22 protein-coding genes, 3 tRNA genes and 2 pseudogenes are annotated in these 25,097 nt (G+C 66.4%); 7 read left to right on the forward strand and 20 right to left on the reverse strand.

Translation table 11 applies throughout. The annotated features are described in order from the left end of the window. Positions 1-17 precede the first annotated feature (17 nt). The 12 genes and pseudogenes from MYXE_RS01190 to MYXE_RS01245 form a co-directional block, all read right to left on the reverse strand. Complete coding sequence (locus MYXE_RS01190; RefSeq protein ID WP_039890553.1) at positions 18-3,296, reverse strand: arabinosyltransferase domain-containing protein; 3,279 nt, start codon at positions 3,294-3,296, stop codon at positions 18-20. Further along, positions 3,296-5,251 carry a galactan 5-O-arabinofuranosyltransferase gene (locus tag MYXE_RS01195; protein WP_112650010.1) on the reverse strand — a complete coding sequence of 652 codons (1,956 nt, stop codon included), beginning with the start codon at positions 5,249-5,251 and terminating at the stop codon, positions 3,296-3,298. Before MYXE_RS01195 ends, MYXE_RS01190 begins: the two co-directional genes overlap by 1 nt. Positions 5,252-5,255: 4 nt before the next feature. After that, entirely contained in the window at positions 5,256-6,020 is a 765-nt protein-coding gene (locus MYXE_RS01200; protein ID WP_085195657.1) for a decaprenylphospho-beta-D-erythro-pentofuranosid-2-ulose 2-reductase, read from the reverse strand. Continuing rightward, a complete protein-coding gene (locus MYXE_RS01205) occupies positions 6,021-7,400 on the reverse strand; it encodes an FAD-binding oxidoreductase (RefSeq protein WP_112650009.1) in 1,380 nt (459 codons plus the stop codon). It abuts the gene before it with no gap. 33 nt (positions 7,401-7,433) lie between these two features. Continuing rightward, entirely contained in the window at positions 7,434-7,802 is a 369-nt protein-coding gene (locus MYXE_RS01210; protein ID WP_086009203.1) for a GtrA family protein, read from the reverse strand. Between the two features lie 105 nt (positions 7,803-7,907). Further along, complete coding sequence (locus MYXE_RS01215; RefSeq protein ID WP_085195653.1) at positions 7,908-8,390, reverse strand: GreA/GreB family elongation factor; 483 nt, start codon at positions 8,388-8,390, stop codon at positions 7,908-7,910. 294 nt (positions 8,391-8,684) lie between these two features. Next, positions 8,685-9,959 (reverse strand): annotated as a pseudogene (locus MYXE_RS01220) (hypothetical protein). A 71-nt stretch (positions 9,960-10,030) separates the two neighbouring features. Then, entirely contained in the window at positions 10,031-10,861 is an 831-nt protein-coding gene (gene wzm / locus MYXE_RS01225) for a galactan export ABC transporter permease subunit Wzm/RfbD (protein WP_003921491.1), read from the reverse strand. After that, positions 10,858-11,766 (reverse strand): galactofuranosyltransferase GlfT1, encoded by a 909-nt coding sequence (gene glfT1 / locus MYXE_RS01230; protein WP_085195651.1) that lies wholly within the window; start codon positions 11,764-11,766, stop codon positions 10,858-10,860. The genes wzm and glfT1 overlap by 4 nt, the downstream gene beginning before the upstream one ends. Then, a complete protein-coding gene (gene wzt / locus MYXE_RS01235) occupies positions 11,763-12,572 on the reverse strand; it encodes a galactan export ABC transporter ATP-binding subunit Wzt/RfbE (RefSeq protein ID WP_039890559.1) in 810 nt (269 codons plus the stop codon). Before wzt ends, glfT1 begins: the two co-directional genes overlap by 4 nt. Positions 12,573-12,581: 9 nt before the next feature. Continuing rightward, positions 12,582-13,154: a bacterial proteasome activator family protein gene (locus MYXE_RS01240; protein ID WP_112650008.1), complete on the reverse strand. Its 573-nt coding sequence runs from the start codon at positions 13,152-13,154 to the stop codon at positions 12,582-12,584. After that, positions 13,121-15,096, reverse strand: a pseudogene (locus tag MYXE_RS01245) (DUF6541 family protein). The gene MYXE_RS01240 and the pseudogene MYXE_RS01245 overlap by 34 nt, the downstream one beginning before the upstream one ends. Before the next feature lie 108 nt (positions 15,097-15,204). Between MYXE_RS01245 and MYXE_RS01250 the strand changes: the two are divergent. Beyond that, the gene (locus MYXE_RS01250; protein WP_085195678.1) at positions 15,205-16,401 is read left to right on the forward strand and encodes a cysteine desulfurase-like protein; all 1,197 of its coding nucleotides are present in this window, start codon (positions 15,205-15,207) and stop codon (positions 16,399-16,401) included. A 57-nt stretch (positions 16,402-16,458) separates the two neighbouring features. Here MYXE_RS01250 and MYXE_RS01255 read toward each other — a convergent pair whose 3' ends face one another. Beyond that, positions 16,459-17,436 (reverse strand): NAD(P)H-quinone oxidoreductase, encoded by a 978-nt coding sequence (locus tag MYXE_RS01255; RefSeq protein WP_112650007.1) that lies wholly within the window; start codon positions 17,434-17,436, stop codon positions 16,459-16,461. 161 nt (positions 17,437-17,597) lie between these two features. Between MYXE_RS01255 and MYXE_RS01260 the strand changes: the two genes are divergently transcribed. Then, positions 17,598-17,684: transfer RNA gene (locus MYXE_RS01260), tRNA-Ser, on the forward strand. Between the two features lie 59 nt (positions 17,685-17,743). Here the strand turns inward: MYXE_RS01260 and lipE are convergent. Genes lipE through MYXE_RS01275 form a run of 3 tightly spaced genes read right to left on the reverse strand, consistent with a single transcriptional unit; the run spans position 17,744 to position 20,097 of the window. Then, positions 17,744-18,997, reverse strand: coding sequence for a lipase LipE (gene lipE / locus MYXE_RS01265; protein WP_085195647.1), 1,254 nt, complete (start codon positions 18,995-18,997; stop codon positions 17,744-17,746). 47 nt (positions 18,998-19,044) lie between these two features. Then, on the reverse strand, positions 19,045-19,233 hold the full coding sequence (locus MYXE_RS01270; RefSeq protein WP_085195645.1) for a hypothetical protein: 189 nt from the start codon (positions 19,231-19,233) through the stop codon (positions 19,045-19,047). Positions 19,234-19,272: 39 nt separating this feature from the next. Next, positions 19,273-20,097 carry a crotonase/enoyl-CoA hydratase family protein gene (locus MYXE_RS01275; protein WP_085195643.1) on the reverse strand — a complete coding sequence of 275 codons (825 nt, stop codon included), beginning with the start codon at positions 20,095-20,097 and terminating at the stop codon, positions 19,273-19,275. 23 nt (positions 20,098-20,120) lie between these two features. Between MYXE_RS01275 and MYXE_RS01280 the strand changes: the two genes are divergently transcribed. Next, positions 20,121-20,702, forward strand: coding sequence for a TIGR03086 family metal-binding protein (locus MYXE_RS01280; RefSeq protein ID WP_085195640.1), 582 nt, complete (start codon positions 20,121-20,123; stop codon positions 20,700-20,702). Here the strand turns inward: MYXE_RS01280 and MYXE_RS01285 are convergent. Together MYXE_RS01285 and hisC are read right to left on the reverse strand one after the other, a co-directional pair. After that, positions 20,699-21,166 (reverse strand): DUF4334 domain-containing protein, encoded by a 468-nt coding sequence (locus MYXE_RS01285; RefSeq protein ID WP_085195638.1) that lies wholly within the window; start codon positions 21,164-21,166, stop codon positions 20,699-20,701. The genes MYXE_RS01280 and MYXE_RS01285 overlap by 4 nt on opposite strands. Then, on the reverse strand, positions 21,163-22,245 hold the full coding sequence (gene hisC / locus MYXE_RS01290) for a histidinol-phosphate transaminase (protein WP_085195636.1): 1,083 nt from the start codon (positions 22,243-22,245) through the stop codon (positions 21,163-21,165). The genes MYXE_RS01285 and hisC overlap by 4 nt, the downstream gene beginning before the upstream one ends. 86 nt (positions 22,246-22,331) lie before the next feature. Between hisC and MYXE_RS01295 the strand changes: the two genes are divergently transcribed. Together MYXE_RS01295 and MYXE_RS01300 are read left to right on the forward strand one after the other, a co-directional pair. Then, positions 22,332-22,420, forward strand: a tRNA-Ser gene (locus MYXE_RS01295). Positions 22,421-22,461: 41 nt separating this feature from the next. After that, positions 22,462-22,534, forward strand: a tRNA-Arg gene (locus tag MYXE_RS01300). A gap of 225 nt (positions 22,535-22,759) precedes the next feature. Here MYXE_RS01300 and MYXE_RS01305 read toward each other — a convergent pair. Then, on the reverse strand, positions 22,760-23,758 hold the full coding sequence (locus MYXE_RS01305; RefSeq protein WP_003921504.1) for a phosphotransferase family protein: 999 nt from the start codon (positions 23,756-23,758) through the stop codon (positions 22,760-22,762). Positions 23,759-23,864: 106 nt separating this feature from the next. Between MYXE_RS01305 and MYXE_RS01310 the strand changes: the two genes are divergently transcribed. Continuing rightward, a complete protein-coding gene (locus MYXE_RS01310) occupies positions 23,865-24,251 on the forward strand; it encodes a nuclear transport factor 2 family protein (RefSeq protein WP_039890565.1) in 387 nt (128 codons plus the stop codon). A 3-nt stretch (positions 24,252-24,254) separates the two neighbouring features. After that, a complete protein-coding gene (locus MYXE_RS01315; RefSeq protein WP_085195634.1) occupies positions 24,255-24,668 on the forward strand; it encodes an MmcQ/YjbR family DNA-binding protein in 414 nt (137 codons plus the stop codon). A gap of 1 nt (position 24,669) precedes the next feature. Here the strand turns inward: MYXE_RS01315 and MYXE_RS01320 are convergent, their stop codons facing one another. After that, positions 24,670-25,017, reverse strand: a complete 348-nt coding sequence (locus tag MYXE_RS01320; RefSeq protein ID WP_039890566.1) for a nuclear transport factor 2 family protein — start codon at positions 25,015-25,017, stop codon at positions 24,670-24,672. Positions 25,018-25,097: the final 80 nt, after the last annotated feature.

The following is a 25,097-nucleotide window of genomic DNA, read 5'->3' on the forward strand; positions in this document are numbered from 1 at the left end:
GGAACGGAAACTGACAGCTAATGCCTCAGCGGGCCCGGGCTCCACAAGCCGCTGCGGGTAGCCGAGCCGAGGTCGAGGCGGGCTGGGGTCGCGTCCGGGTAATACGGTGTCAACTGCTGCAGGGCGCCCCAGTCGCGGAACCAGTCGTCTTTGAGATAGCTCGGCACAGTGGTTGCGCGGACTAACAATTCGGTGATCCCCAGCGGGCCGCCGCCGTTGTTGTCCATCACCGGCGAGTTGGCTTCGGCGCCGAACCGGTCGGGAAGAATCCGCCACTTCGGCGCTTCGATGACGCCGTTGCGATGGTCGAACGGTCGCTGGCACGGAAACGCCAGGCCCACCAGCCAATCGAGCAAGACCGGATCCCGTGAGCCGACCACGTCTTGCAGCGTGCGCAGCCGCGGCATGCGGGGCGGGGTAACCGCGATCCAGTGTTGCGGCGCTAGGTCGTCGTCGGTGGCGACCACCCGCACCCGGGTGGCGCTGCGGGGCAGCGCAGCCATCGGCGCGCGCAGGTTTCGCCACGCCGGCGCCGCCCCCACGTCGACGAAATTAGTTGTGCCCGCGGGCTTTCCGTCTTCACCTGCCCACTGCACCTGGACCTCGTCGGGGTCGAAGCGCCCGGCGGCCGACACCACCAAGAGCGGGCCGGCCTGGTCCCGCGGCGGTAGCCGGTACCACGCCGAGCGCAGGACCGCCGGCACCTGCACACCGGATCGCCAGCTGCCCAACACTGGGGTGCGGGCAGGGTCGAGGTTGTAGGGCAGCCGGGCGCGCGACCCGTTGATCCCCGGCGCCGCGGTGGTACCGCCCTCAGTGCCGGCCTCGCTGCTGGTGACCAGTCCGTCGTCGCTTAAGAAACTACGGTCGCCGGGGCGTTCCATCACCGGGTCGGCGGACACATCGGCGGGAATACCGTTGGAGTCAAAGCCTTCCGAGTACCCCCCGCCCAGCGCGTCCTTGACCGGTGCCCCGATCGGGGTCAGCATGCCGGCGTTGGGATCCAGCTCGACGAGCACGTCGTTGGCCAACCCGCACGTTTTGCCTGTCAACGCCTCCAGGTTGGAGCGTCCCACCGACCACGCCGGGTACTGCGCGGTCATCGCCAACGTCAGCGACAGCACCTCGAAGAAGACCAGCACCCAGGCGGCTATAGCCAACGGCGCCTGGATGATTCGGGTCAATCGGATGCCGTTATCACGCTCTACGCCGTTGTTGACGAAGTGGAACCATGCCGCGGCCAGTAGCACCAGCACCGTGAGCCCCAGCAGCATGGTAGTAAAACCGAACTTCCACTCGGGGAACGAATTCGACCACGGCACACCGAAATTGGATACATACCACCAACCGTTGACGCTGGCGAACGACAATGCCATCACGAACAGCACCAGCGCGGCGAACATGGTGCGGTTGCGTCGGGAGCGCATCGCCGCGGATGTCACTGCGACGGCGGCCAATGCGCCCAAAGAGCCCGCCAGCCCGGCGAACACCCCGAAGTGGTGGGTCCACTTGGTGGGGGTGAACATCATCGCGATGAACGAGATGATGGTGATGCCGATGATGCGCCGGCTCGGTCCGGCCGCGGTGCCCGGAATCCTGCCCTTGCGCAACGACATTGCCACCGACACGGCGAGCGCGACGAGCAACGCCAGCACCGCGAAGCGGCGGGCCACCGAGCCGTCGGGGCTGGCCATGAACAGCCGCTCGTAGCGGATGTGCTCGTCGAACCAACTCAGGCTGGGCCCGACGGCGCGTTTGAGCATGCTGGCTTGCAGTTCGCCGGCGAAGGTCTGGTCGCGGAAGATCAGGATGGTCGTGACTGTGACCGCGGCCAGTATCGGGGCCAGCAGCGGCAGTGCCCCGAAGCGTTCGGAGCGGCGGTGCACGATGGTGCGCAGCGGGCCGATCGCCACCAGCAGCGCCCCGATCGAGGCGATTCCGGTGGGCCCGGAAAACAAGGTCAGCGCGCCGATGATGCAGGCGATCGCCACCGGCAGCAGGCGGCTGGTGGCCACCGCCCGTTCGACCGAACACCAGGTCAGCAGAATTCCCAGCGCGATGATCGGCTCGGGTCGCAGCCCGTTGTTCAGCGGCAACCAAACCGCCAGGAACATGCCCGCCGCCGTCCACGCCGCGGCGCGGCTTTGCTTGACCGCATGGCCTAGCCGCGGGATGACTTCCCGGCTGATCACCCACCAGCAGGTCAGCGCCATCAGCAGGGTCGGCAGGCGCATCCAGATGCTGGCCGTGGTGACGTGCGCCCACAACGCCAGCAGGTCGTAGTACCAGCCGAACGGCGCCTCGGGTGTGCCGAACCAGCGGTAGTAGTTGGCCATGTAGCCGGCGTGTTCGGACACCCGGGCCATGGTCAGGATGTAGCCGTCGTCGGCGGTGTTGGCGCCGACGAATTGCCACCACACCAGAGCGGCGATGACCAGGACGTCCAGCGGGGTGATCGACCACCATCGCGGTGGCAGGAACCGGCGGTGCCGGATTCCGTCGGCGGAGTCGAGCACATGCAGTGCGATCAGCGCGGTGACGGTCAGCGTCACGCCGAGGACCATCGCGGCCATCTTCAGCGGCGTGGGGGCGCTGCTGTAGCGGGTGTCGACGGTCGCCGAGAGCGCCAGCCCGGCCGGCGCGGGCCCGGACAGGTCGGTGAAGACGCCGACGATCTGCGGCCGGAAGTCGTAGCCGCCGCGTTCGCCGCGCAGCGGTGCGCCCGGGCGGTCGGCGTGCGGGCCTTGGCGCAACCCGACGAATTCACCGGTGACCTTGTCGGCGTGCGCGGTGAAGGTCAGCCGCTGGCAGGCGGGGCTGAGCACCTGGCTTAGCGGCGCCACCACCACCGGGGTGTTGCGCACGACAACGACCAGGTCGTCGTTAACGCGTTCGATGAGCAGTCCGCGATCGACGGCCTTGGGCGCCTGCTTGGGCACCGTCGACAACAACACGGTCTTGGTGCCTGCCAGCCCGGCGGCGGCTGAGCACGGCACAGTGATGGACAAGTCGGTGGCCACGTACCCGATCAGCGGCGCCTCGACGCTTGCGAACACCCCGTTTTGCGGCCAGTTCAGTTGGGCGGTGGTCTGTTTGACGGGCAGCAAGGGGGTCACGACCGCCAGGGCGGCCCCGAGCAGGCCCGCGACGACGGCGACCAGCCGGGCGGCCCGGTAGTTGTGGGCGGTCCGGTCGACCCAGGTCGCTTCGTCTTCCCGGGCGGTCCGGGCGTTCGCCCCCGTGACGGTCACGGAGCTAGATGGTAGTGGTCCGACCTGTGTCGTTTCGGTTGCCATCAGTGGCTGGGCTCCTGGCGGATGGCCAGCACGAACGGGCCGATGTTGGTGACGGTAAACCGCGGGTCGGCGAACAGGGCGGCTTTGAAGTCGACGGTGTAGCGGCGCACGTTGGGCTGGTTGGGGTAGACGTCCTCGGCCAGCCGCAGCGTATAGGTGTCGTCGGCGCCGCGCCGCATCAAAAACACCGTCGGCGCCGGCCAGGGCAAGTTGTCCAGCGCGTGGACGAACTGCTCGGCGGACGTGAGCTTGGACCAGCTCTTGATCGCGGCCGCGCGCTTGTCGAACTGGGCCAGGGGGTTGGCGTAGTGCGACGTCAGCCCTTGAAAACCCCAGTAGGGGTAGTAGGACAAGAAGCTGTAATCGGCGGTCAGGACGACGATTTCGTCGCGTGCGCGGCCCGTGGTTGCGGTGATCACGGCGTCGATGGCCGGGTAATACTTCTCGGCCCCGGGCGGGCGACGGTCCCCGCGCTGGCCGTGCCCGTCGGTGTCGGTGTAGGCGATGGTCAGATCGGGTCGCAGCACGTCGGGAATGTCCTGGCTGAAGGCGATCGCCGCGGCCAGACCCACCGCGGCGGCCACCGGGATGACGCTGCGGCCCCAGGCGTGGTCGCGTCCACGCCTGGCCAGGGCCTGCGTGAGCTCGATGAAGCCGAACGCCCCGGCGGCGGCCAGCAGCACGCTCAGCGTCGGCTGCAACCGAAACGACAGCAGCGTGGTGCGGGCCAGGGTGGTCAGCATCGACAGCAGCGACCACAGGTAGACGGCCAACACGCCGATCGCCAAGGCAGTTGCGCGCACCGATGACCGCAGCCGCACCACCAGCCACAGGGTGCCCAGCATGCACAGGGCCCCGAGCAGCGTGAACTGCAGCATCGGGAAGCTCAGCTCAGCGCCGTCGGCCGGCAGGTAGTGGTAGGCGCTGCCGGTGTTGCTGACCGGGTCGTGGGCGGCCCGCAGCAGAAACGGCGTCCACGTGATCGCACCGATGGCGGCGGCAATGACCGCGATGACCGTCAGCCGAAGCAGTGGGTCCGCGGCGGCCCTGACGCCCTGCCGCCACCGCGAGCCGGCCAGCAGCACCGCCATCAGCGCCACCGTGAACACGCTGTAGACCAACAGCAGTGTGTAGAAGGTGGCGGCGAACCCGAGGAACATCCCTACCCCGATCACCGCGGCCCAGCCGCCGGACCGGGCCGCCCCGCGCAGCCCCGACCAGGCCAGGACCAGCACCGGCGGCAGCAGTACGGTGATCATCGCCGAGTACGGCTCGGGCGAACTGTAGGCCAGCGTCACCGCGGCGGTCGCGGCTGCGACGATCAGCGCGAACTCGAAGCGAATCATCTGCCACCACAGCGCCAGCGCCACTGCCACCGCGATGGTGATCGAGGCGATCGCCCACGGCTTGTACATCTCCCAGCCGGGCGTTCCGGTCAGCGCCGCGATGCGCCCGCCGATCCAAAACCAACCCGGCGGGTAGAACGGCGGCAGACCCTGATAGGTCATATCGCGCAGGGCGGCGCTGTCGGTCAACCGGGTCAGATACTCGGTGCGGAACTGCTGGTCCACCGAGATCCCGAACAGGTAGAGCTTGGTGGCGCCCAGCGGCATGGCCAGCGTGACAACGGAAAACGCGGACACGAACACCAGCGCCGCCAGCCGGGCCAACACCCTAAGCGCCCGCTGACCGCGCCGCCACAGCCAGCCGGTGGCCACCAACCCGACGATGCACCCGACCTGGCCCACCGTGGTCAGCGCGTGTAGCTGATTCGACGACGGGTAGGCCGGCCAGTTCACCCCGCCGATCGCTTTCAGCGACACCACCGCGACCACCGCGGCGATCGCGGCAGCGATCACCATGTGAGCGATGCTGGCCAGCACGTTGGCGGCGCGAGCAGACGCAAAGGCCCCCCATCTGTCCCCGAAGTGGGGGCCCTTGCGTCTGCTCGCCATCTGCTCAGATGGGGAGTTTGCGGAAGATCGGCCGGGGGATGTGACGCAACACCATCATCACGTAGCGGAATGCTCCTGGGGCCCAGACCAATTCCTTACCTTTAGCAGCCGCGGTGACCGCGAGGTCGGCGACGTACTCCTTGTCGACGGTGAGCGGTGCTTCTTTGAGGTGGGCGCTCATCCGGGTGCGAACCTGGCCGGGGCGGATCACCAGCACACGAACACCGTACTCGCGCAAGGCTTCACCGAGACCAAGATAGAAACCGTCCAGACCGGCTTTGGTGGAGCCGTAGACGAAGTTGGATCGCCGCACCCGTTCACCGGCGGCCGAGCTCATCGCGATGATCTGGCCGAACCCTTGGGCGCGCATCTTCTCGCCCAGCAGCACTCCCACCGAAACGGCTGCGGTGTAGTTGATTTGGGCGATCTGCACTGCCTTGCGCTGATTTTGCCAGAGTTCTTCGGCGTCGCCGAGCAACCCAAACGCGACGATGGCCACGTCGACGTCACCGCCGGCGAAGGCCTGCTCGATCACCGCCGGGTGACTGTCGGTGTCCAGCGCGTCGAAGTCGACCAGTTCCACCGACTTGGCTCCGGCGGCTTTCATCTGTGCGACGGCGTCGTCGCGGCCCGGGTCGTCCGGCAGCGCCGCCAGCACGATACGCGCCGGGGCATTCTGCAGATAACGCTCGCAGATGGCCAAACCGATTTCGGACGTGCCGCCGAGCAGCAGGACGGTCTGTGGATTGCCTACGGCGTCGAGCACCATCTACAACAGCTCCAAACGACGCGCCATGTCGGAGGCGAAGACCCGCAAGGGATCGACCTTGCGGCGCACCGCAATCCACTCCTCAATGCGCGGATACATGGCGTGGAAGGTATCGGCCGTGGTCCGTGAGTCTTTGGCGGTGTAGAGCCGACCCCCGAATTCCAGGACGCGCCGGTCGAGTTCGCTGAGGAACTGGCCCAGGCCAGGTTTGATCGGAAAGTCGACGCAGACATTCCAGCCGGGGATCGGAAAGCTCAGCGGCGCTTGGTTTCCCGGTCCGAAAAGCTTGAACACGTTGAGAAACGAACAATGCCCCGACTTCTGTATGTCACCGATGATCCGTTTGAATTCCTCGACGGCCTGAGTAGGCACCACGAACTGGTATTGGCCGAAACCGGCCCGCCCGTAAGCCCGATTCCACTCGCCGACCATGTCCAGTGGATGGTAGAACTGCGTCAGGTTCTGGATCTTGCCGCGATAGGTACCGGATTTGCGGTACCACAACTCGCTGGCCGCCCCGAAGGTCAGCTTGTTGGCCAGCCCAGTCGGAAAGACATCCGGCATCGTAAAGTACTGCGGCGCATCGAATTTCAGTGGGTTACGCTGAAGTTTCTTGGGCAGTTGGTCGAGTCGGGCCAGCGATCCCCGTGATATGACGGCTCGGCCCAGCTTCGGCGGTGGGCTGATCGCGTCGAACCAGGCAGACGAATAGGTGTAATTAGCCTCGCTGCCGTCGCTGTGAAAGGCGATCGTCTCGTCGAGGCTGCGCGTGACGTCGCCGTCGGCGAGGAAATACGCGGTCTCGGTGTGGGTCATTTCGATGGTGGCGCGCAAGATGATTCCGGTGAGCCCGTTGCCGCCGACAGTGCACCAGAACAGTTCGGCGTCGTCGCCGTCGGGCGTCAAATGGCGGATCTGGCCGTCGGCGGTCAGCAGGTCGATGGAGTGCACGTGGTTGCCGAAGCTTCCGGCGCTGTGGTGGTTCTTGCCGTGGATGTCGCAGGCGATTGCCCCGCCGACGGTGACCTGCCGGGTTCCGGGCAGCACCGGGACCCACAGCCCGAACGGCAGGGCAGCCTTCATCAACTGGTCGAGGTTGACGCCGGCGTCGACGTCGGCGAGCCGGGTGTCGGCGCTGATCGAATGAATGGTGTTCAGCGGCGTCATGTCGACCACCAGCCCGCCACCGTTTTGGGCGTTGTCGCCGTAGGAGCGGCCCAGCCCGCGGGCGATGATGCCCCGACCACCGGCGTCGGCCACCCGGGCCACCGCCTTGGCGATGAGCTCAGGGTCGGGCGTGGACAGCACCTGCGCCACCGACGGCGCCGTGCGGCCCCAGCCGGACAGCCGCTTGGTGGTCGTGGGAAAGGTCGAGGACATCAGTCACAGAGGGTACCGCCTGCGCTGGCGGGCTCAGCGCAGCCGAAAGATGACGGACCGCTGCACGACGAAGTTGATGACCGTGGCCGTGCCCTGGGCCACCACAAACGCGAGCGGGACCGCCCAGTTTCGGTAATCCAGGAGCGCCAGGCAGAGGTGGTTGAGCCCGACCTGCACCGCGAAGGTCAGCCCGTAAAGCGCCATCACCGCGACGAACCGGGCGGTGCTGGGCGGCGCCTGAAACGTCCACCGCCGGTTGATCAGGTAGGCGGTGATGGTGCCGACGACGAAGCTGGTGGCTTTGGACAGGTCCACTTGCAGACCGACTGCCTTGTACAGCAGCACATACAGGCCGAAGTCGACAACCGCCGAGAGACCACCGGTGACGATGAACCGCCACATCTGTGTGGTCAGGCTGAGCTGCGCGGCTGGCGGCGCGATCTCGGTCATCGCGGGCAGTTTACGGGGCATTGCGGCCCGTCCGCGCAAGCCGAGCGCCCACTACCCCTAATTGGGGAACTTCACGTCGAGCAGCTCGACCTGGTTTTCGCCTTGCGGCGTCGAATAGGTGACCGTGTCCCCCGGCTTGTGCCCGGCCAGGGCGAGTCCCAGCGGGCTGCCGGCCGTCAGCGTCTCCGCTTCGCGGCCGATGGGGGTCTGCTCGACGATGGAGATCACCAGCATGGTGACCACCGAACCGTCGGGAAATCGCAAGGTCACCTCGGTGCCGGGCGGCAGTGTGGCGCCACCGTCGGACACCGGCCCGGCCCGCAGCACCCGGTCGAGTTCGTTGATGCGCTCATCGAGCGCTGCCAGTTCGTCGGCCCGCTGGATGGCGTCGGCGGCGTCACCGTGGTCGCCGACCATGCCGCGGTCGTTTTCGACCTCGACTTCCAGCCGGTCACGGCGCTGCCGCAGCCGCTGCAACTCTGCGGCGATGCGATCACGTGCTTCATCCGCAAGTCTTGTTGATTCGTCGTGCTCGCTCACAATGCTGGCCTGTCTCGTGGGGCCACCGCGGCTGTTGCCGCGAAGCGCCCAGGTTGTCTGTCTGCCGTGCGCCCATTATGGCGCTGGGAATCGGCTTGGTGGCGTTTCGTGTGGACGGTTAGCCGCCGCGAAGCTACCAGCTTGATGCTGTCGGTGGTATGCCCCCCGCTCATCGACATGATGAATGCCTAGCACGCATCACGGGCACGGGTGTGCCAAACCTGCCAATGGACGGCACCGCGGCCACCACCAGGCAACCGTCGATGGATTGCCGGTCGCCGGCTGCTCGACCGGCTACTGGCCGTGCCAGCGGGCCTGGTGTGCGGCATGGGTAGACAAGTAAGCCCCCGGAGCGAAGAGCTCGTCGTAGAAGTCGGTGTCGATGTGTTGGGCCTGCAGGTACATCAGCACATGCACAGTGGGCACGGTGCCCGGCAGCTTGCCGAACGTGTCGTAGATGTAGGACGCCTCGAGTGTGACGAGCTCGGCGATCCCGTCGGGTGGCAGCGCTGACGAACGAACTTTCGGGGTGTCGGCCCATGGCCCGGGTGTCTCGCGGTGAAACGGCCCACCGGGCCCGAAGCGCCGCGTCACGAACTTTGCGACGCCAGCTTCCACCGAAGGTACGTGCGGCGGACTAAGTGTTTCGAAATAGCCGGGCAGCCCAGTGACATTCGGCAGCGGCCAGCGGTCGTCATGGTCGGCGACAAAGCCCAGCCCAGGTGCCCTCGGGTCACCGGATCCGCCGAGCACCGACAGCGCGTCCAGGCCGTCGTACATCCAGCCGCCCAGTCCCATGGCCTGCAATACCAGGACGCCGTTGTTTGCCGCGGTGGCCAATTCGGCGCTGGCCTCGGTCAGCGTGTACTGCTCGACAACGGACAGCGGGACCGGGTCGCCAGCGTGACGCAGAGACGAAAACCGTTCCGTGCCAGGGATATTGCTTTCATTGACGTCGTCGTACACGAGATAGCCGTTGGCCGCGAAAAACCAGAGATTGGACATCAAGTGCTCGGCCAGGTCAGCCACGGGGAACGCCAGAAGGCTGCCGGGGTGGTTGGCGACCCAGATGTTATGACCCTCCATGTAGGGTTCTTCGCGGGGCAGGTGCAGGCGGTGCTCGGAAATCCGGATGTACGAGTCGGCGGTGTGGCTGAGTCACTCCTCGATGCCGGTGAACGCGCGCGGCGGCTGGTCGCGGGTGGGCAACAGATAGGTTCCGGTGTCGTCGGTGAAGAACAGTTGGCTGGTATGGAATCCAGCCGCGGACGGGAATGTCCGCCCGGTCGCGCTGCCCGAATAGTTCGGCAGCGCAGGAGCGTAGTCGGGGTTGTAGGGAATGCCGTAGTGCCAACCGGTGACACCACCGGTGACCGCAAGCACCAGCGCGCGTTCCACCTCTGACAATGGCTGCGCAGGTTTGCGGCTGGTGAATGCCAATGCTCCGCTTGGAATCTGGCCGCCGACCGGGAATCGGCGCGATCGCCGCCCGGTGATCGCGGCCAGCAACGGAAATCGCCTCGCGTCGGCGAGCGCGGCCCGCTCGTGGTCGGAGATCGTCAAGCTCATCGCTTACCCCTGCGGCGCCCGCGCAACCACTGCCAAGACCTGCAAGGCGTGTCCCCGCGGCACGTACCCCCCTACACCCAATACGGCACCCGGGCGCGGTACTGGCGCATCGCGAACGCGGCGAGCACCCAACCCACAGCCGTCAACACCAATACCACTACCCAGTGTCGCAGCTCTTGGTGGGCGCCCAACAGCGGTGCGCGCACAATGTCGAGGTAATGCAATAAAGGATTGAGCTCGACGATTTTCGACCACCTGCCAGCACCCTGCTGACGCAGCGTGTCGTCGTTCCAGATGATCGGCGTCATGAAGAACAGCAACTGCACGACGGAAAACAACAACGGGCCGATGTCGCGGTAGCGGGTGGCCAGAATGCCGAAACACAGTGACACCCACACGGCATTCAGCACGATCAGCGCCAGCGCCGGAACGACCGAAAGGTCGGCCCACGACCATGGCTTGGGATAGATGACCGCGATGACGGCGTAGATGACGATGTTGTGCGCGAACAAGATCATCTGCCGCCACACCAGCCGGTAGACGTGCACGCTCAACGGCGTCGGCAATTGTTTGATCAATCCTTCGTTGGCGACGAACACTTCGGCGCCCTCCAGGATCGCGGCGTTGATCAGGTTCCAGACGATCAGACCGAGCGTCACATAGGGCAAATGCACCGCCAAATCCAGCCGAAACAGCTTGGAGTACAGGCCACCCATCGCGACGGCGGTGGTTCCGGTGGCGATCGTGATCCAGAACGGGCCCAGCACCGAGCGTCGATACCGCTGCTTGATGTCCTGCCAACCCAGGTGCAGCCACAACTCGTGGCGGCGCCAGCCGTCGGTCAGATCACGCCAAGCGCGAGCCAACGACTTCGATCCGGCAGCATCGCCTGCGCGCGTCACGACAACCCTTCCGGCCGGCGGAACTGCTCGCGACGACCCAAGCGCCGCAACCGAAACCACTCCAGCAAGCCGGCTGGGTCGCGGCGGGACACCAGAAAGAACCAGCCGAACCGCAACCATTCCTGGGGTAGCAGCCGGCGTAGTCCCGGCTGGGACAGCAGATAACCGCGGTTGCGGTAGGTGAAGAAGCGCTTGATGGGATCCTCGGGATACTGGGTGTGCATCCGACCGCGAAGAATCGGTTTGAACTCCGCGGATCCGCACGGATGCAGGTACACCGCCTCCAGACAGGTGCCGAACGGCAGGCCGGAGCGCGCCAGCCGGCGGTGCATTTCCACTTCGTCGCCGCGGACGAACAGCCGCACATCGGGAACACCGACTGCCTCCAGCGTCGACGCGGCAAACAGCGCCCCGTTGAACAATGACGCGATGCCCGGCAACAGATCCTGCCCGTCGCCGGTGCGCAATTCGCTTACTCGTCTGCGCCACACCAGACCCGGGCGCAACGGAAATGCCAACCGCTGCGGGTCGTCGATGTCGCACACCATCGGCGACACCGCCGCCAGCCCGTGCTTTCTCGCGCAGGCCAGCAGGGTGGCCAGCACATGCGAGCTTTGCGGGTGCCCGTCGTCGTCGGCCAGCCATACCCAGTCGGCGCCCTGTGCCAGGGCATGCAGCATTCCGAGCGCGAATCCCCCTGCGCCGCCCAGGTTTCGGCGTGATCCGAGGTAGGTCGTCGGGATGGGTTGACCGGCCACCAGTTCGCGGACACGATCGTCGTGCCCGTTGTCGACGACGATCAGCTGATCAGGCAGCCGAGTCTGGCTGGTCAGTACATCAAGTGACTTCGCCAGCTCGTCCGGGCGCCGATGGGTGACCACGACGGCGCACACCGATTCGGTCATCCCGGTATCTCTTCACGCGCGGTCTCGGCCATCACTTCGCGCACGTGCCGGGCGGCGTCCTCGCCTTCGTAGGCGCGCACCACGTCCTCGATGCCGCCGGTCAGCCTGATGCTGCCGTGCTCGATCCACATCGCGGTCTTGCACAGCCGGGCCAAAAACTCGTTCGAATGGCTGGCGAAAACCAGGATTCCCGACCTTTCCACCAGGCGCTGCAGCCGCGGCTGCGCTTTCTTCAAGAAATCGGCGTCCACCGCGCCGATGCCCTCGTCGAGCAGCAGGATCTCGGGGTCGATGCTGGTGACCACCCCCATCGCCAGCCGCACCCGCATCCCGGTCGAATACGTGCGCAGCGGCATCGACAGGTAGTCGCCGAGCTCGGTGAACTCGGCGATTTCGTCGACCTTGGCCATCATCTGCCTGCGGGTCTGCCCCAGGAACAGCCCGCGGATGATGATGTTCTCGTAGCCGGAGATCTCCGGGTCCATTCCGATGCCCAGGTCGAACACCGGCGCCACGCGCCCGACCACCGTCGCCGAACCCCGCGTCGGCTCGTAGATACCCGAAAGCAGGCGCAGCAGCGTGGATTTGCCCGCCCCGTTGTGGCCCACCAGGCCCACCCGGTCGCCCAGGCTCAGCGACATCGTGATATCGCGCAGCGCCTCGATGATCACGACGTTGGACGTGTTGCGCCCGATCGTGCCGCCGGCGGCTTTGCCGAGGAAGGTTTTCTTCAACGACCGCGACTTGGCATCGAAGATGGGAAACTCCACCCACGCGTTGCGCGTCTCGATGCGAGGTCCAGACACCGGTGTTGCTTACAGGTATTGTCCGGTGCCCGATTGTCCGTGGCCGCTGTGCCGGTGGACACCCGGCGGCAGCGCGCCCTGGCGCATCTGCTCGAGCTGCGCGCGGGCCGCCATCTGCTGGGCGAACAGCGCGGTTTGGATGCCGTGAAACAGCCCTTCCAGCCACCCGACCAGCTGCGCCTGGGCGATGCGCAGCTCGGCGTCCGACGGGGCGGCGCCCTCGTTGAACGGCAGCGTCAGCCGGTCGAGCTCCTCCCGCAGTTCCGGTGCCAGCCCGTCTTCGAGCTCTCGGATGCTGGTGGCATGGATCTCGCGCAGCCGGTTGCGGCTGGCCTCGTCCAGCGGCGCAGCCCGCACTTCTTCGAGCAGCTGCTTGATCATCGTGCCGATCCGCATCACCTTGGCCGGCTGCTCGACCAGATCGGTCAGCGACTGATCCTCGGAGTCTTCGTCCGTCTGCGTCGCCATTGCGCGCGGATCGACGCCGCCGACGATCTCGACGTTGTCGTCGCCATTACCGGTACTCAATGCAGTCACCACCCTCGGTTCTAGGAGCTTGTCATGGCGGGCCGGCCGCGCCATTCGTAGATGCGGGCCTCGCCGTTGTCGTAGATCTTCACCCACGACTTGGACCTATCTAACGACACTAGTCCGTCGGGCATAACGAACCCTCTCACGGTTGGCGAGCTGGTCAAGATGTAGCGGATGTTGAGTGCCCGGACCGCCTCGGGTACCCGTGGATCTGTGTCGGCGTCATCGGCGTAGGCCCAGAAAATGAAACGCTGATACCCCGGGCCCTGCTGCATCGGGTAGTCGTAGTGCGTCCACAGCGGGTGCAGGTCGGCCACCGCGTACATCCACGCGTGGCGTCAGTGTTGGCGTTGCCGATCAGCGTGTCACGCGCACCGGGCAGTCGGGCCAGATACGCCATCGCCTCCAGGTCGCGCTGGTCGATCATCACCGAGTCGTACTTGTCGCCGAACAAAAACCGGTGCCGGGGAAAGTAATGCCAGGCGCTGACCAGGTTGGCGGCCACGAGAAGCACCGCCGCGGCCGCCGCCCACACCGGCGCCGCCACCGGGCGGGTCAAGAACCGGCCGACAAGCCGCTCGGCCGCCGCGACGACGACCATGACCAGCGCGAACAACGCAACACCGGCCATCGGCACCAGCAGCAGCGCCGTCGCGGCCGCAATCCGGCGCGGGTCTTTGTAGAAGAACTCGCCCAATCCTCCGGCCAGCGTTCCGATCGGCCCGCCCAGCGGTGTCCCGGCGTCGACGTTGGCCACGATCAGCACCAGCCACACCGCCAGCGGCCACCAAATTCTTCTGACCAACAAGATGAGTCCGCCGGCGGCGGCCAGTGCGATCAGCGCGTACTGGACGGGGAAGTCGTTCAAGTGGCGGGAGTGCTGGAACACAGCGTCGAACAGCCCGCGCTTCTTGCTCAGGTAGGTCAGGTAGGAATGCCCGGCGATCACGTCTTCCTGCTGTTTCACGCTGATGAATTGCGGCAGCAGCACCAGCCCGCTGGGCACCGCGACCGTCGCCAGTGCCACGACGTCGGCCACCCGGCCGCGCACCGGCTGCCAGAGGGTTTCCAGCAGCCACCAGGCCGCGAGCAGCATGAGCACTACCACCCCGCCGGTGATATGCACCGAGAAGATCCCCACCAGCGCCAGCACCGCCACCGGGATGCGGTCGCGGTGCCGCAACGTGGAAGCGATCAGCACAAACGTGGGCGCCGCGAGGCCGTAGGCGGTCAGGTTGGGCATCGCCGCGGTGTCGAACTCGACGTAGGGCACCGCGGTGAACGACGCTGAGAGTGCGCCCGCGGTGGCCGCCGCGCCGGCGGTGCGCCACTGACTGGTCCGCATGCGCAGCATTCGCCAGGTCAGCAGCGCCGCGCTGACCGGAAACAACCAGATCGCGGCGGCCAGCGAACTCAAGGTGTAGGCGGTGGTGGGCGCGGCACCGGTCAGCTGGGCCAGTACCGCCGCCAGGGCGTGAAACGCCGACGGGTAGTACAGCAGCGCGTGGGTTTCGACGTTGCGCAGCTCGCCCATGTGGGTCGACGACGCCTGGCCGGTGTCGAGGATGAAGCGCACGGTGTTGGCGTGCCAGACGGCGTCCCAGGTGCTGGGGATCGACTGCCAATGCGGGATGCCGCGAACCGCCGCGCAGCCGATCAGCACCGCTCCCAGCAGCACGCCGGCGGCCACGGTGAGCGCCGGCCAGCCGGTGACCGCGCGGGATTCGCCGTCGGCGTCGCGATAGGGGTCCAGCAAGACCCGCAAACCCGCGACCACCATGGTGACGACGAGCAGAGCGCCCAGCGCGGTCCATGCGTTCCAAACGATTCCGAGCGCACCGAACGGAATGATGGCCAGCGCCACCACTCCGTAGGTCAGCGCCGGGCCGGCGGCCACCGCGATCGGCCAGGTTAGCTGCGCGCTGCGCGCGACGATTGCTCCGGGGGCTATCAGCAACAACAATGCGGCAAGGATTCCGATTGTCAGCCCCACTGCACTAGTATGGCTGGCCGGGTGACCCGGCTCGGGACGGCGGGGACGTATCTGGGTGCCTCGCTGGTGTCGCGGTTTGCGGACTGGCGGAATTCTAAGGTGGCTGACATGGCATTCGACGTCGCCCGGGTGCGTGGACTGCACCCATCGCTGGGAGACGGCTGGGTGCACTTCGACGCCCCGGCGGGAATGCTGATTCCCGAGCATGTCGCCACCACGGTGTCGACGGCTTTCCGCAACTCGGTGGCCAGCACCGCCAGCGCTCACCCGTCGGCCTGGCGCAGTGCGGCCGTGCTGGAGGCAGCGCGGCAGGCGGTGGCCGATCTGGTCAACGGCGACCCGCGCGGCGTGGTGTTGGGCGCCGACCGGGCGGTTTTGCTGTCGTCGCTGGCGGGAGCGTCGTCGTCGCGGGCCGGGCTCGGCTACGAGATCGTCGTCACCCGGCTCGACGACGAAGCCAACATTGCTCCCTGGCTGCGCGCAGCAAACCGATTCGGCGCCAAGATCAAATGGGCCGAGGTCGACATCGAGACCGGCGAGCTGCCGAACTGGCAGTGGGAAAGCCTGATCGGCAGGTCGACTCGCTTGATCGCGGTCACCTCCGCGTCGGGCACGCTCGGGACGGTCACCGAGTTGCGTACCCTGACCAAGCTGATCCACGATGTCGGCGGCCTGGTGGTTGTCGACCACTCCGCCGCCGCGCCGTACCGGCTGCTCGACATCGAGGAAGCCGACGTTGACGTGGTGGCGGTCAACGCGGTCGCGTGGGGTGGTCCGCCGATCGGGGCCTTGGTGTTTCGCGATCCGGCGCTGATCAATTCGTTCGCCTCGGTCTCGACCAACCCGAACGCCACCGGCCCGGCGCGCCTCGAGATGGGCGTGCACCAGTACGGTCTGCTCGCCGGTGTGGTCGCCAGCATCGAATACCTGGCCTCACTCGACGAATCCGCTCGGGGTACCAGACGTCAAAGGCTGGCGTACTCAATGGAATCGGCCAGCTCATACATGAGCCGAGTTTTCGACTACCTGATGGTGTCGCTGCGGTCGTTGCCGCTGGTGATGGTGATCGGCCGGCCCGAGATCCGGATTCCGGTGGTCAGCTTCGCTGTCCACGAGGTGCCGGCCGAGCGTGTGGTGCAGCGGTTGGCGGACAACGGGGTCCTGGCGATCTCGAACGCCAGCTCGCGGGTGCTCGACGTCATCGGGGTCAACGACGTCGGCGGCGCGGTCACCGTCGGACTGGCGCACTACTCGACGACCGCCGAGGTCGACCAGTTGGTGCGCGCGCTCGCCTCTTTGGGGTGAGCAGACGCAGAATCGCACGATTCGGTGCCCGAACGTGCGATTCTGCGTCTGCTCACGCTACAGGGTGAGCACGATCTTGCCGGCCACCCGGCCCGAGGACAGCAATTGGTGTGCGTCAGCGGCCTTTTGAATCGGCATCGCGGCGCCGACGACCGGACGGACCCGTCCGTCGGCAATCATGGGCCACACCGACTTGACCACCGCCTCGACGATGACGCTCTTGCCGTTCGGCCCGGAGACCGGTCGACCTCGCAGCGCGGTACCGATGACCCGGGCCCGTTTGCTGATGAGCTTGCCGAGGTTGAGCTCACCCTTTGTCCCGCCCTGCAAGCCGATGACGATCAACTGCCCGTCGCTAGCCAGCGCGTCGAGGTTGCGGTCCAGGTAGGCCGCGCCCATGATGTCGAGGATCACGTCGGCGCCGGCGCCGTCGCTGGCTTCGCGCACCCGCGTGACGAAATCCTCGTCGCGGTAGGCGATGGTGATCTCGGCGCCGAGATCGCGGCACAGTTGCAGCTTGGCCGGTGACCCGGCGGTGATCGCCACGCGGGCGCCCAGCGCCCGGGCGACCTGGATGGCGTGGGTTCCCACCCCGCTGGCGCCGCCGTGGATCAGCAGTAGCTGGCCGGCGTTCAAATCGGCGGTCAATACCAGGTTCGACCACACGGTGCACGCCACCTCGGGCAGCCCGGCGGCGTCGCGAAGGGACACGCCGTCGGGAATCGGCATCACCTGACCAGCGGGAACCGCGACGTATTCGGCATACCCGCCGCCAGCCAGCAAAGCGCAGGCTTCTTGCCCGGCGGTCCAATCGACAACATCGTCGCCGACCGCGGCGACGATGCCGGACACCTCCATTCCGAGGATCTCGCTGGCTCCCGGCGGGGGCGGATAATGGCCAGCGGCCTGCAGCACGTCAGCCCGGTTGACGCCAGCGGCGCTGACTTTGATGAGGACCTCGCCGCTTGCCGGCTGCACATCGGGGACTTCCTGCCACACGAGCTGACCGGTGGAATCGGCGACGATCGCGTGCATGGTGCACAGGCTACTACCAGCGGGTTTAGCCACGCCGGACACCATGCAACACCATGCGTCGCATAGCCTTACGGGAGGCCCGTACACCCCGTGACATGCCGGGCCTGGATATCGCCGAGCTGAAGGGATGGCCCGGCTCTAACGCCGTTACGCTTGTCGGCGGTGGCGTGGCAGAGCGGCCTAATGCACTCGCCTTGAAAGCGAGAGACGGCTAACACCGTCCGGGGGTTCAAATCCCTCCGCCACCGCCTGTTGCGTCGTCGCCCGAGATCCACGACCGCAGCTTCTGTTCGCGACGCTTTAACGGCTAGCTTGTGGTGCGGGGGATTTCGGCTGTGATGCGATCCAAGACCGCGACGTAGCGCTTGGCTTCGGGATCGCGGCCCGGCTTGCCGCTGCTGATCAAACCGGCCGCGAGGTTGCGCTGTGGGTCTGCCCACACCGCGACGTTGACCAGGCCGGTATGACCGAACGCTGCCGGAGCGTTGCGCCCGAACGGCCCGAACCTTTTCGAGCCCAGCATGTATCCGGTGCCCCAGCGCATCGGCATTCCGCCGCTGGCGATGTCGGGTCGCAACCGTCGGCATTCGGCCACCGCGGCGTGAAGTGTGTCCGGCTGCAGAATCCGCACACCGTCGAGTTCCCCACCGCGACGCAGCATTTCGGCGAAACGCGACAGCTCATCGGCAGTCGAGACGGTGTTGGACGACGGCAGCACGCAGGTCAGGAATTCCGGCCGGTTGGTGTAGGGGATGATTTGGTGCACTGTTCCGCCGATCGCCTTGCGGAACGCCGCGGCGATCGGCGCCGGCAGCGGTCGCCCGGTGGCTTGGCTTGGCGCGACTAGCGGAACATCTTGTGGCGCAACGCCGTAGTTCGTCCAGCGGAAACCGAGCGGATCGAGAATCTCGGCGGCCAGGATGTCGCGGATGTTCTTGCCGGTGGCGGCCGAGACGATTTCCCGTATCAGCGGCCCCCACGTCAAACCGTGGTAGATGTGCACCAACCCCGGTCGGTGGAGCGGTCGGAGCTCGCCGAGTTGCTGGCGCGCGTAGTCGCTGTCGTCTACGCGGGTGACGTCGGGTCTGCGTTTGGGGGCGAACGGCACCCCGGCGCTGTGAGTCATCACATGCCGGATCGTGGTGCGGTCTTTGCCGTGGCTGGTGTAGGTGGGCAGATACTGGCAGACCCGGTCGTCAAGTGAGAAATACCCGCGCTCGGCCAGCATGTGGACGACGGTGCTGGTGATCGCCTTGGCCGCCGAATACACGCAAAACGGCGTTTGTGGTGTGACGGGTATCTTCTCGGCGTCCGGCGGGTCGGTCGGCGCGTTGCCCCAGCCATGTCCGATCGCCCGGTTGAGGATGACCTTGCCGTTGTGGCGCAAACACAACTGAATCGCCGGGTGCATGCCCGCCTGATACCAGTGCCGCACCGCTTGCCAGATCCGTTCCACCGCAGCGGCGTCGATCCCGGAGTGGTCTTCTTCGCCGACGGCCGTGACGGCGTCGAGATCGGCCGGCACGCGGATCCTGCCTTGGACTGGGCCTGGGTCGGTCACGTCCGTCAGGGTACGTGGGCGGCTCGGCGCGGCGCCCACACCCCAGGCTAGGGCCGGTCGCCGTCGGTTTGGTCGAAGAACCGCCAGTCACCGTCGATGTTGACCTCCATCCGCCAGCCCAGCTCGGTCTTGTCGCCCACGGTGTCGACAAGCCAGGCATGCGCATCCTCGGCGCTGGCGATGTCCTTGGTGGCGACGACGTCGCCGTTCGGATTGATGACTCGATAGGTAGACATACGCCGCAGTTTTCCCGGCCGCGGCCCCGCCGAATCGGGTCATTCGCCGGTGAACTGCGGCGGCCGCTTTTCGAAGGTCGCCGAGATGCCCTCGGTCAGGTCCTTCGACGGCAGGAAAGCCGCGTTCCACGCCGCGACGTAGCGCAGGCTCTCCGACACTCGCGAAACACGTTGCTGGTCAAGCACATCCTTGATGCCCCGGACGGTCAGCGGCGGGTTGGCGGCGATCTCGGCGGCGGTGGCGTGCGCAGCGGCCAGGCAGGCTTCGGCGTCGTCGTAGACGTCGTTGACCAGACCGATCTTCTCGGCGCGGGCGGCGTCGATGTCCTTGCCGGTCAGCGCGAGCTCCCGCAGGTGCCCGTCGTTCAAGATCAACGGCAGCCGGGCGAGGCTGCCGACGTCGGCGACGATGGCCAGCTTGACCTCGCGTACCGAGAATTTCGCGTCGGCGCTGGCGTAACGAATGTCCACCGCGGAGATCAGGTCGACGCCGCCCCCGATGCACCAGCCGTGCACCGACGCGATCGTCGGGGTGCGGCATTCTGCCACGGCGTTGATCGCGCGCTGCATGCGCAGAATCTCGGCGTGAAAATCGGCGCGGGGACGAGCCAGCGCATCGCCGGCCAGCAGCGGGGTGAACGACCCGCCCATCGCGGGCACGTCGAGGCCATAGCTGAAATTGCGCCCCGACCCGGTGATGACGATCGCCCGCACGTCACGGTCGGCGTCCAGCGCGGCAAACACCTGCGGCAGCTCCGACCAGAATGCCGGGCCCATCGCGTTGCCCTTGCCTGGCCCGATCAGCGTCACCTGCGCGACCTGGTCCTTAGTTTCGACGGTGACGGATTCGTACGAGTCGCCCATGTGCAGACCGTAGCGTGACAGCCATGCCGTCTGATCTGCGACCCGGACCCGACTCCCCACCGACCGACGAGCTCGACAGCGCTGAAGAGACGCTGGGCGTGCTGCAACGGGTTTTGCATCCGATTTCCCGCGACGACCTGTCGTGCCCCACGCCCTGCTCAGAGTTCGACGTTGCCCAGCTGACCGATCACCTGCTGAACTCCATCACCACCATCGGTGGCGTTGTGGGCGCGGAGTTTCCGCCGCGCGACGCCGACAACTCGGTGGAGCGGCAAGTCGTCGCCGCGGCCCGGCCGGCCCTGGACTCGTGGCATCGCCGAGGACTTCAGGGCACGGTGAAACTGGGCTCCACCGAGGCGCCGGCCAAGGCGTTCGCCGGTGTGCTCTCGATCGAATTCCTGGTTCACGCTTGGGATTACGCCACGGCCACCGGACGCGACGTCGACGCCCCGGACTCGCTGGCCGAATACGTGCTCGAGTTGGCTCGAACGATCATCACGCCGTCCCGTCGCGTCAACGCCGGCTTCGACGACCCGGTCGACGTCCCCGCTGATGCCGGCCCGCTGGACCGGCTGATCGCCTTCACCGGCCGCCATCCGCGCTAGACCCGCTCCAGGTAGAAGTAGTAATACCGCCCGTTGTCCAGCACGCCCTTGCCGTTCATGATGCCCATCACGGCGTGGTCGTCGATCTTCTTGAAGTGGTCGTGGACGGGTTGACCGTCATAGACCATCGTCGCGGTGATCTCGCCGCGGAATTCCTCCATCCACAGGCTGGCCTCGCCTTTGCCCATCTCGACGTTGGAGAACTTGTTGCCGTCGGCGTCCAGACACACCAGGGGCTGCACGTCGGTTGCCGAGTTGAAGGTCTTGCCGAACCAGCGGGCCTTTTCGAGCCGGCCATTCATCCGGTGGCCGGTGTCGAACTCGCCGCCCTGCCACTCGCCGATCATGTCCGCGATAGTGGCCGGCGTGAGGCTGGCCCAGTACTCGTCGAGCGCGGTGTCGGAAATCCGGTCGCTGCGCTCTTTGAACTCGGTGAACTTCTTGCGGGCCAGTGCATCGTTCATCGGGGTCCTCCTTGAATCCAGCTGCCCGCGAATCGCAGCAGCGCGTCGTTTTCTGCCGGTGCACCGATCGTGACCCGCACCCCGTCGCGGCCGTACGGGCGGACCACGATGCGCGCGTTGGCGGCCTGTTCGACGAAGTCGGATGTGCGCGCCCCCAGCGGTAACCAGACGAAGTTGGCTTGCGACGGCGGCAGCGCAAACCCCGCATCGCGCAACCCGGCACTGACCCGGGCGCGCTCGGCGACCACGGCGTCGGTGCGGGCCAACAGCTCGTCCGCGGCCTCCAGCGACGCCATTGCCGCCGCCTGTGAGACGTTGGTCACCGTGAACGGCACGTACACCTTGTCCAGCGCGGCAATCACATCCGGGTGGCCCACCGCGTAGCCGATCCGCAAACCAGCCAACCCGTACGCCTTCGAAAACGTCCGCAGCACAACAACATTGGGGTGCGAACGGACCAAACCAAGGCTGTCGGGCAGCATGTTGTCGCGGACATACTCGACGTAGGCCTCGTCGATGGCGATCAGCACATGCGAGGGCATTGCCTCGACGAAGCGAACCAACGCGTCAGGGTCGACGACCGTCGACGTCGGATTGTTGGGGTTGCACACGAAGACCAGCCGGGTGCGGTCGGTGACCGCGGCAAGCATGGCGTGCAGGTCGAAGGTGTGGTCAGCCAGCGGCACCTGGACAGCCGTGGCACCGGCCACCCGCACTTGGATCGGGTAGAGCTCGAAGCTGCGCCAGCCGAACAACACCTCGTCGCCCACCGACGCGGTGATCTGGATCAACTGCTGGCACAGGCTGACCGAACCGCACCCCACCGCGACGTGCTCGGAGGCCCAGCCGCCGGTGTCGCCCACCGTGTTGAGGTGTCTGGCCAGCGCCGACTTGAGCTCAGTGCAGCCGGTGTCCGGGTAGCGGTTGACGACGTCGGTGGCTTGTTCGATGGCCGCCCGCACGCTGGGCAGCGGCCCGAACACAGTCTCGTTGCTGGCCAGCTTGATCGCCCCGGGCACGGTTTTGCCGGGCACATAGGTCGGAAGGCCCGCCAGCTCGGGGCGCAGGCGGGCGGTCACGTCGACAGCATATGCCGAGGCTGTGCGCGCTGTACCTCGGGCGGTTCAGCGTCCGTGCCCGGTTCAGGTACCCTCAGAACGTCCAAGGAGGCGTGCCAGAGCGGCCGAATGGGACTCACTGCTAATGAGTTGTCCTCTTAAACGGGGACCGGAGGTTCAAATCCTCTCGCCTCCGCCGCGGGCTGAGTTTCAGCCACCGAGACAACTGCACAACAGGCGCCCGTAGCTCAACGGATAGAGCATCTGACTACGGATCAGAAGGTTGGGGGTTCGAATCCCTTCGGGCGCGCTCGCCTCTCGCACAAATGCCCGCGCTAGCCCTTGCGGTGGGTGCGGCGTGCGCCGTAGTCACGCCAGATGGCGAATACCCAGATCGCCAGCACCAGCAAAAACAGGATCACCCCAATATCCATGTCGAATCCTGATGCGCTGATCCCTCGCCGTGCGCGGGGTGGGCTCGACAGGCCTTCATTATCCGCCGGATGCGGCGCGCGGGACATGCCCGCGTCAGCACTCAGTGCGGTCCGTCCATCAGGCTCAGTGCGCGCTCGAACAACCACACCGCGGCCGCGTGCAACTGGTCACCGACCTCTTTGGCGGCCTTGCCCGCATACGCGCGAGCCAGCGTGCCCTCGATGACGATGCCGAGCTTGAAACAGGCCAGCACCGTGTACCAGGTGATGTGTGACAGGTCGCGGGTGGTGTTGGCCGCATAGCGCTCCAGCAAGTCGTCGGTGGTCGCGAGCCCACCCATCTCGGTGAGCGTGTGGCTGAACACGCTCGACCCGTCCGGCTGGCGCCAGGTGGCCAGCAGCCAACCCAGGTCCAGCAGCGGATCGCCGATCGTCGACATCTCCCAGTCGACGATCGCGACGACCTCCGGCCCGGTGCGCGAGAACATTACGTTGGCAGCGTGGTAGTCGCCGTGCATGATCCCCGGTGACCAGGACGACGGCCGGTGCTGTTCCAGCCATTTGGCGACGTCGTCGACGCCGGGCAAGTCCGGTCCGGGATAGTTTTCGAACTCCCGATAAGACTCCAGTTCCGAAAGCCAGCGTGGCACTTGACGTTCCAAGAATCCCTCGGGCTTACCGAAGTCGGCCAGTCCGACCGCAACGTGGTCGACGGCGCCGAGCTTGGCCAACGCGTCGGCCATCGACAGCCCCATCTGGAACCGCACAGTCGGATCATTGGCGTGCAGCTCCGGCAGCTCCTGGCCGGCGTTGAACCCGTCGACCGGCTCCATCAGGTAGAAGACGGCGTCACCGAGCACGGAGGTGTCGTCGCAGGTGGCGATCAGCCGCGGATGCGGTACGTCGGTGTCGGCGAGCGCGGCCAGCACCCTGGTTTCGCGCAGGATCACCATGTTGCTGCGTGGGCGCAAGTGCTGCGGGCCGCGTCGCAGCACGTACTCGCGGCCCGAGCGGCTGAACCGCAGCATGATGTTCTGCGTTCCGCCGCTGATCTCGGTGACGTCCTGCAGCGGCCCTTCGCCCAGATCCTGCCCTGACATCCAGTCCGCTACTGCTTCGAGGTTCACGCCGCAGAAGCTACGCCAGGCCGGGCGGCGCGGGTGCACGGAGGTCCCTCGGGCAGCGGGAGTCTGCGAGGATCGCCGTATGACGCCACCTGTGATCCGACGTTGGATCGACATCATCGACAGCGGGCACAGCGACGAACTGGACACTTTGCTCGCCGAGAACGCCGTCTTCTTCTCACCCGCGGTGTTCACCCCGCAAGAAGGCAGGGCGAAAACCGCCGCGTATTTGACGGCAGCCGCAAAAGTATTCGGTGACAGCGATTTCCACTACGTCGAGCGCTGGTACAGCGAGCGGTCGGCGATCCTGGAATTCGCTGCGACGATCGACGGTATCTACGTCAACGGCATCGACATGATCCATTGGAACGACGACGAGCAGATCGTGTCGGTCAAGGTGATGCTGCGGCCGCTGAAGGCATTGCAGACGATCATCCCGGCGATGGCCGAACTCCTGCAGAAGTCGTAGGCGATGACGGACCGTCCGGCACGAGTCAGCGACGTTCACCAGATCGCCGCGGCGATGCCGCATACCCGACGCATCGAAGGGCCGAAAGGCAACGCGGTCTATCAGGTGGGCGGCAAGTCGTTCGTGTTCTTCCGCACCCCGCAGCCCGACGCCGTCGACCCTGAAACCGGGGAACGCTATTGCGACGTCATTATGTTGTGGGTGGAATCCGAGGGCGACAAGCTGGCACTGGTGCAGGACCCGCAGACTCCGTTTTTCACCACTGACCGGTTCGATGGCCACCCGTCGGTTCTGGTGCGGGCCAGCAGATTAGCCGAAATCAGCCGAACCGAGCTGGCCGAGCTCATCCAGGACGCATGGCTGTCACGGGCCTCGAAACGACGTGCCGCCCAGTGGCTTTCCGAGCACCAGCCATAGTTCAACTCTTGGTGTGCACGGAGTAGCGGACCGTCTGAACTCGAATCATGCCGTCGCGGAACACAAAAGTATCGACCCCGTCGTCCACCCGGGAAGTCGCAGCATCGGCCACCCACTCCAGGAACAACACGTCACCCTCATAGATCTCGGTCCTCAGGTCCCACTTCGCATCGGGCACATCGTTGAGCAGCGTGGTGAATGCCGCACGGATGCCGTCCTTTCCCCGCATGACGCCACCTGGCGTGATCAGGACCGCGTCATCGGCATAGTCGGCGACAATCTCGTCGAGATCGCCCGCGGCCAACGCCTGGGCGTGGTGGGCAAACACTTCCCGGGGTGTGCGTGTCATCGCGGCCCCTTCCTGCCGGTGTGCTCCGAGGTTGGAGGGTACGCCCAGCCGAGGGCCAGCGTGCCTTCAGGCCGGGAGCG

The sequence above is a fragment of the Mycobacterium xenopi genome (genome assembly GCF_009936235.1).
GTDB lineage: Bacteria > Actinomycetota > Actinomycetes > Mycobacteriales > Mycobacteriaceae > Mycobacterium > Mycobacterium xenopi.